The sequence below is a fragment of the Gordonia sp. VNK21 genome (assembly GCF_046098115.1).
In the GTDB taxonomy this organism is placed as follows: Bacteria; Actinomycetota; Actinomycetes; order Mycobacteriales; family Mycobacteriaceae; genus Gordonia.
Genome location: NZ_JBJURU010000027.1, coordinates 1 through 5908, shown reverse-complemented (window position 1 = coordinate 5908; position 5908 = coordinate 1). Strand labels below are relative to the sequence as shown.

The window sequence follows — 5908 nt, the reverse complement described above, 5'->3', positions numbered from 1 at the left end:
GAGGCACGTCACTCGACGATGTTTGCCCGGTTGATCAACAAGACGGGCCTGGCACCGTACAAGTTGCCGAAGGGGTTCTTGGGCTTCGCGAAGATTCTGCACTTTGTGCCTCTCGGCCCGTCTGTATCCGGCGCGACATTGCTCATCGAAGAGATCCTCGACCGCGCTCAGCGTGAGGCGATGAATGACCCGAAAATGCAGCCGCATCTGCGCCAGCTCATGAAGATCCACGTTCTCGAAGAGGCCCGCCACATCACGTTCGCGCGGCTGGAAATGGTGGAGGGGATGCAGCGTCGCGGACGCATCTCGCGCGCTTGGCATCGAGGCACGCTGGCGGTCATTGCGAACTTTGCGTACCCGTTGCTCATCAATCCGAAGGTGTACCCCGCTGTCGGAATCAACCGTCTGCGCGGGCTGTGGGCGCAGCAGACGAGCCCGAACTATCGCGTCAACTTGCAGTTCATGTCCGAGCCGATGATCCGGTTCTTCCACGAGGCCGGGATGATGGAGGGGAAATTCACAATGGCGATGTGGCGCGCAACGCGCAGCCTCCCCGACGACCTGCGCTAACCACACCCGGCCGAGTCCACGCGGCCGCTAATCCGTCTCTCGACCCTACGCCCGGATCTCTCTGGGCTCAGACGGATGCCTCACATCTGCCTGCCACGCGTCCCGCGCCGAGCAGGTCCGTTCGCTCTACTCTTTGATCAGGAGACCTTCACTCAATGCCGTCTTCCAACACCAAGCGCGCGCCGCGCGCCGCCACGGCGACAGACCCGGGACCGACCGAACCCATCACTACCAAGGTGCTCATCATCGGCAGCGGCTTCTCCGGCCTCGGTATGGCCGTGCAGCTCCGCCGACGCGGGAATAACGATTTCATCGTGCTGGAAAAGGCCGACTCCGTCGGTGGGACGTGGCGCGACAACACCTATCCGGGATGCGCGTGTGACGTACCGTCACTGATGTACTCCTACTCGTTCGAGAGCCGCGGTAGCTGGTCGAAGGTGTGGTCCTCACAGCCCGAAATCGAGCAGTACTTGAAAGAGATCTCCGACAAGCGTGGTGTCACTCAGAAGATCCATTTTGGGCAGAAGTTGGTCTCCGGATACTGGAGTGAGTCCGAATCTCGGTGGCACCTGCGTACCGAGTCGGGCCGGGAGTACATCGCGCAGTACGTCGTGTCCGGTGTCGGCGCTCTGCACATCCCGAACTATCCGAACATCCCCGGAATCGACGAATTCGCCGGCCAGGCGTTCCATTCGGCAAAGTGGGACCACACGGTGGACCTCCAAGGCAAGCGGGTGGCCGTCATTGGCACCGGTGCCAGCGCGATTCAGTTCGTGCCATTCGTGCAGAAGGAGGCCGGCACACTCACGGTGTTCCAGCGCACCCCGGCTTGGGTACTTCCGCGCAAGAACTTCACGGTGCCGGGACCACTTCGTACCCTGCTCAGCAAGATCCCGATTACTCGCCGCCTCGCTCGGTGGTCGGTCTACTGGGGCGCAGAGAGCCTGGCCTTCGGGCTCAACGGCCACTCCAACCTTATGCGACCAATCGAAAAGGTGGCGAAATGGAACATCGAACGTTCCATCACCGACCCCGAGCTACGCCAGAAGCTGATGCCGTCCTACCGCATCGGATGTAAGCGCATCCTGGGATCGAACGACTATTACCCTGCACTCGCCGCGCCCAACACGACAGTGATCAGCGATCGGATCGAAAAGGTCACCGCGGATTCGATCGTCACCGCTGACGGCGTGTCACATCCTGTAGATGTGATCATCTACGCCACAGGGTTCCATGTCACAGACGGATTCGATCAACTCGCCCTCAAAGGCGCGCGGGGCGAAGACTTGCCGTCGCACTGGCACCAGACGGGCATCAACACCCACCTCGGCATCACCACCGAGGGCTTCCCGAACCTGTTCTTCCTGCTCGGACCCAACACAGGTCTTGGACACAACTCTGTCGTATTCATGATCGAGCAGCAGATCAAGTACATCATGAAGGCCATCGACGCCGTCGACAGTCGCGGAGCGCAGCGTGTAGATGTGCGGCCCGAGATTCAAGAACACTTCAACAAGAACATCCAGCGCAAGCTCGCCAAGGGGGTATGGACCAACGGCGGATGTACGAGCTGGTATCTGGACTCGCAGGGTGTCAACCGTACGGTGTGGCCCGGATTCACCTGGCAGTACTGGCGAGCGACGAAGGACTTCGAGCCCGCCGAGTACGAAATCGCCTGATAATCCCAAGCCGTAGGTCATCGAGAAGTGAGTATCCGACAGTGAGTAGTTCGACAGCAGGCAATTACGCGACCCCGGTCGCAGTCGTCACAGGAGCCGCCTCAGGGATCGGCCGGTCCCTTGCCCTCCAATTGGCCGGACGCGGGGCCAGCCTTGCCTTGTCCGACGTCGACGAGATGTATCTCAAGGAGACGGCGGACATGTGCCGTACCGCGCATGGGGCGACGGTCGAGACCGCCGTGTTGGACGTGGCAGATCGTGCCGCGGTCCAGGATTACGCAGACAGCGTCCAGTCATCTTTCGGGCGCGTCAACATGGTGTTCAACAATGCCGGCGTCGCCCTCGGCGCCGACGTTGTCGACATGTCCTGGGAGGACTTCGACTGGCTGATGGGTATCAACTTCGGTGGTGTCGTCAACGGGACGAAGGCGTTCCTGCCTTATCTGATCGCCTCCGGTGATGGTCATCTGGTGAATACCTCCAGCGTCTTCGGTCTGGTCGGGATCCCCAGTCAAAGTGCTTACAACGCCGCGAAGTTCGCTGTGCGTGGCTTCACCGAAGCGCTTCGCCAAGAGATGAAAATCAGTCGGCATCCGGTCACGGTGACGTGCGTTCACCCCGGCGGCGTCAAGACAAATATCGTCCACAACGCTCGGGGTGTATCCGATATGGGGGCAGATACCGCCACCATTGCCTCGATGTTCAACAGCATCGCCAGGACCACCCCGGAGAAAGCGGCGTCCACCATCCTCAAGGGAATGGACAAGAAGAAGCCCCGAGTGCTGATCGGCGCAGATGCACGGGGCTTCGACTTTGTCGCACGCGTTGTGGGTCCGCGCTACCAGGACATGGCTGCGCCTATCACCCGCGCGGGCTACGCCTTCGCTCGCAAGCGGGGGATCATCAAATGACCGTCGAGCAGGAGAATCGGCCGGGCACCACCGCGCGATCGCGGACGCTGACCGTGTCGGAGGTCGTGCAAGAGACCAAGGACTCGGTGAGCATCGCCTTCGAAGTGCCTGACGAGATCGTCGACGATTTCAAGCATCTACCCGGGCAGTTCATTACGCTGAAGATCCCGTCCGACCAGACGGGCCACGTCGCACGATGCTATTCGCTGAGCAGTTCACCTCATGTCGATGACTTCCGCCTCGAGATCGGGGTGAAGCGCACCGCTGGGGGATACGCGTCAAACTGGTTGTGCGACAACGTCTCCGTCGGCATGGAAATGACCGTACTGACGCCGTCGGGAAAGTTTACCGCTAAGAGCCTCGACGTCGACATGCTTTTCTTCGCCGGCGGAAGCGGCATCACGCCGATCCTGTCGCTGGTGAAGTCGGCACTGGTGTCGGGCAGTGGGGAAGTCGTCCTGTTCTACGCGAACCGTGACGCCGATTCGATCATGTACGAGCGCCAGCTTCAGCAGATCAGATCCGAATTCCCCGAGCGGTTCACTTTGGTCGACTGGCTTGAGTCGGAGAACGGGATCCCCACATCCGAGGCTGTCGAGAAGATGATTCGTGATCACAAGGGATCGGTGATCTTCACCTGCGGCCCTTCCCCCTTCATGGATCTGGTGGAAAGGTCTGCCACCGCGTGTGGAGTGGACCATTCGGATGTACATCGGGAGGTGTTCCAGTCGCTGGCGGGTGACCCGTTCGACACCGCCACACTGCGTCGACTCAGTGACGATGAGGGTGTAGCTACCGCCACGGTTTACCTCAACGGAGAGTGCATCACCACGGAGTGGCCACGTAACACGCCGCTGCTCGATGTGCTGCTCTCACGAGGGCACAACGCCCCGTACTCGTGTCGAGAGGGCGCATGCAGCGCGTGTGTCTGCAAGCTCATCGAGGGTGATGTCGACATGGTGCAAAACAACATCCTCGTCGACGATGACATTGAGGACGGTGAGCGACTCGCGTGCCAGGCACTTCCGCTTACCGACGCTGTGACGGTGAGCTTCGATGACCTCTGACTCGATGACCTCTGACTCTTCGGGAGCTGGCCTGTTGTCGCCGCGGTCGCGGGAGGTTCTCTCTAGTGACGGCACAAGGCTGTTCGTTGAGGAGTACGGGCTGGGTGATGATGCGCCGCTGTTGGTGTTCAGCCACGGGTGGGCTTGCCAGGGTCGGTTCTGGAGACCTCAGATCGAACACTTCGCCAACACACACCGTGTGGTGGTATATGACCAACGAGGACATGGCTGGAGTGACCGGGGTCGCGCCCCCTTCTCTTCGTCGTTGCTCGGCGACGATCTCGAGGCGGTCTTGCGCGCGGTCGTCACGTCGGGTCGTAAGGCGTTGGTGTCCGGTCACAGTATGGGCGGGATGTCGGTCATGGGTTGGGCTGCCGAGCACCCGGAGTCGGTGCCCCTCCTAGCCCGCGGTGCCGTCTTGGCGAGCACTGGACCCTCCCAGTTGGTAAGTAGATCGACGTTAATTAGGTCGCCACGTCGACTCCGCGCCTTATTGGAGCGAGCCTTCGCAGCCGGGCTCGCCATCGCGGGACCGGAGATGCTTGACACTGGTTTCAACCGACGTTTGGTGAAATACGGGACGATGGGCCCGCACGCGTCGGCCGACGTTGTAGCGGAGTGTTCCGACATAGTGCTGCGTTGCCCCCCTGTGGTGCGGGGAATGTGGGGCAAGGTCCTGGCCTCCATCGACGTCAGCAAAGGAGTCGACTCACTTGCGGTTCCGACGACAGTGATCGTGGGCTCTGCCGACAAGTTGACACCCGAGGTTCATTCCATTGGTCTCGCCGAACGCCTGCAGCAGCGCGGTCGGTTGCACGATTTCGTGGTGTTGCCGCAGATCGGTCACATGATCAACATGGAGGCACCGAACGATTTCAACGAAGCGGTGGCGCGATTGGACGCAGCCACGGAGAAAGGCTAACTCTTGATGCCTATGACCGGACGCACATAGCTGATGATTGCGGGGGGAGGGCCCTTCCGGTATCATTTCTTCCACAATGTCAGTCGTCCGTCGCGTTTCCTCCGCACCATCTCAGGTACAGCGTCGGGTGCGTGATGCCCGTAGCACGCGGTGGGATGAACATCGGGTCGCGGTACGCGCACAGCTGGTCGAGGCGGCCATACGGGCCATCGAACGCTGTGGCGTAGGCGTCAGCATGGACGACATCGCTGCGGAGGCCGAGGTATCTAAACCGAAGCTGTACCGCTATTTCGGCGACAAAGCGGGCTTGAACGGGGCGGTGGCGGCGAAGCTCGGGGCGTTGATGTGGGAGTCGGCGCAAGTCACAATTTTTGCCGAGCAAGAACATGCTTCGGTCGACGACATGGTTCGCTCGTCTATCCAGTCGTACGTCGCGCTCGTCGGGCAACATCCCGTGGTCGTCAGATTTCTCATGGCGAATCATTTGTTTGAGTACTCCGGATCGGGAAGCGGCGGAGTTGCGGAGCAATTGAGGTCGGTGATGGAGGTCATCGCCGGTCGGTTTACTGAATCTCTGCAGCGTATTCATGCAGATACCTCGATTATTCCCATGGCCGTGGCGTCCATTCTGGGTTCTGGTCTATCTGCGACGCAGTGGTGGACCGACGGCGGTCGTGAGCAAGGGGTGGACGACAAGTTCTTCGCCGCACACCTGTTGGAAACGACGTGGGGAAGCATCGATGGCGCGGGCGCGACCAT

Annotated in this window: 6 protein-coding genes; all 6 read left to right on the top strand. The window is 60.7% G+C overall.

Translation table 11 applies throughout. The features are described 5' to 3' along the window. A partial coding sequence (locus ACJMNC_RS17985) for a diiron oxygenase (RefSeq protein ID WP_408949323.1) occupies nt 1–570 on the top strand: 570 nt, incomplete at its 5' end. Nucleotides 571–725: 155 nt separating this feature from the next. After that, nucleotides 726–2249 carry a flavin-containing monooxygenase gene (locus ACJMNC_RS17980; RefSeq protein ID WP_408949322.1) on the top strand — a complete coding sequence of 508 codons (1524 nt, stop codon included), beginning with the start codon at nt 726–728 and terminating at the stop codon, nt 2247–2249. 41 nt (nt 2250–2290) lie between these two features. Next, on the top strand, nt 2291–3160 hold the full coding sequence (locus ACJMNC_RS17975) for an SDR family NAD(P)-dependent oxidoreductase (protein WP_408949321.1): 870 nt from the start codon (nt 2291–2293) through the stop codon (nt 3158–3160). Further along, nucleotides 3157–4227, top strand: coding sequence for a 2Fe-2S iron-sulfur cluster-binding protein (locus ACJMNC_RS17970; RefSeq protein WP_408949320.1), 1071 nt, complete (start codon nt 3157–3159; stop codon nt 4225–4227). Before ACJMNC_RS17975 ends, ACJMNC_RS17970 begins: the two co-directional genes overlap by 4 nt. Before the next feature lie 4 nt (nt 4228–4231). Next, on the top strand, nt 4232–5149 hold the full coding sequence (locus tag ACJMNC_RS17965) for an alpha/beta fold hydrolase (protein WP_408949327.1): 918 nt from the start codon (nt 4232–4234) through the stop codon (nt 5147–5149). 76 nt (nt 5150–5225) lie between these two features. Next, on the top strand, nt 5226–5908 hold a 683-nt coding region (locus ACJMNC_RS17960; protein WP_408949319.1), incomplete at its 3' end, for a TetR/AcrR family transcriptional regulator.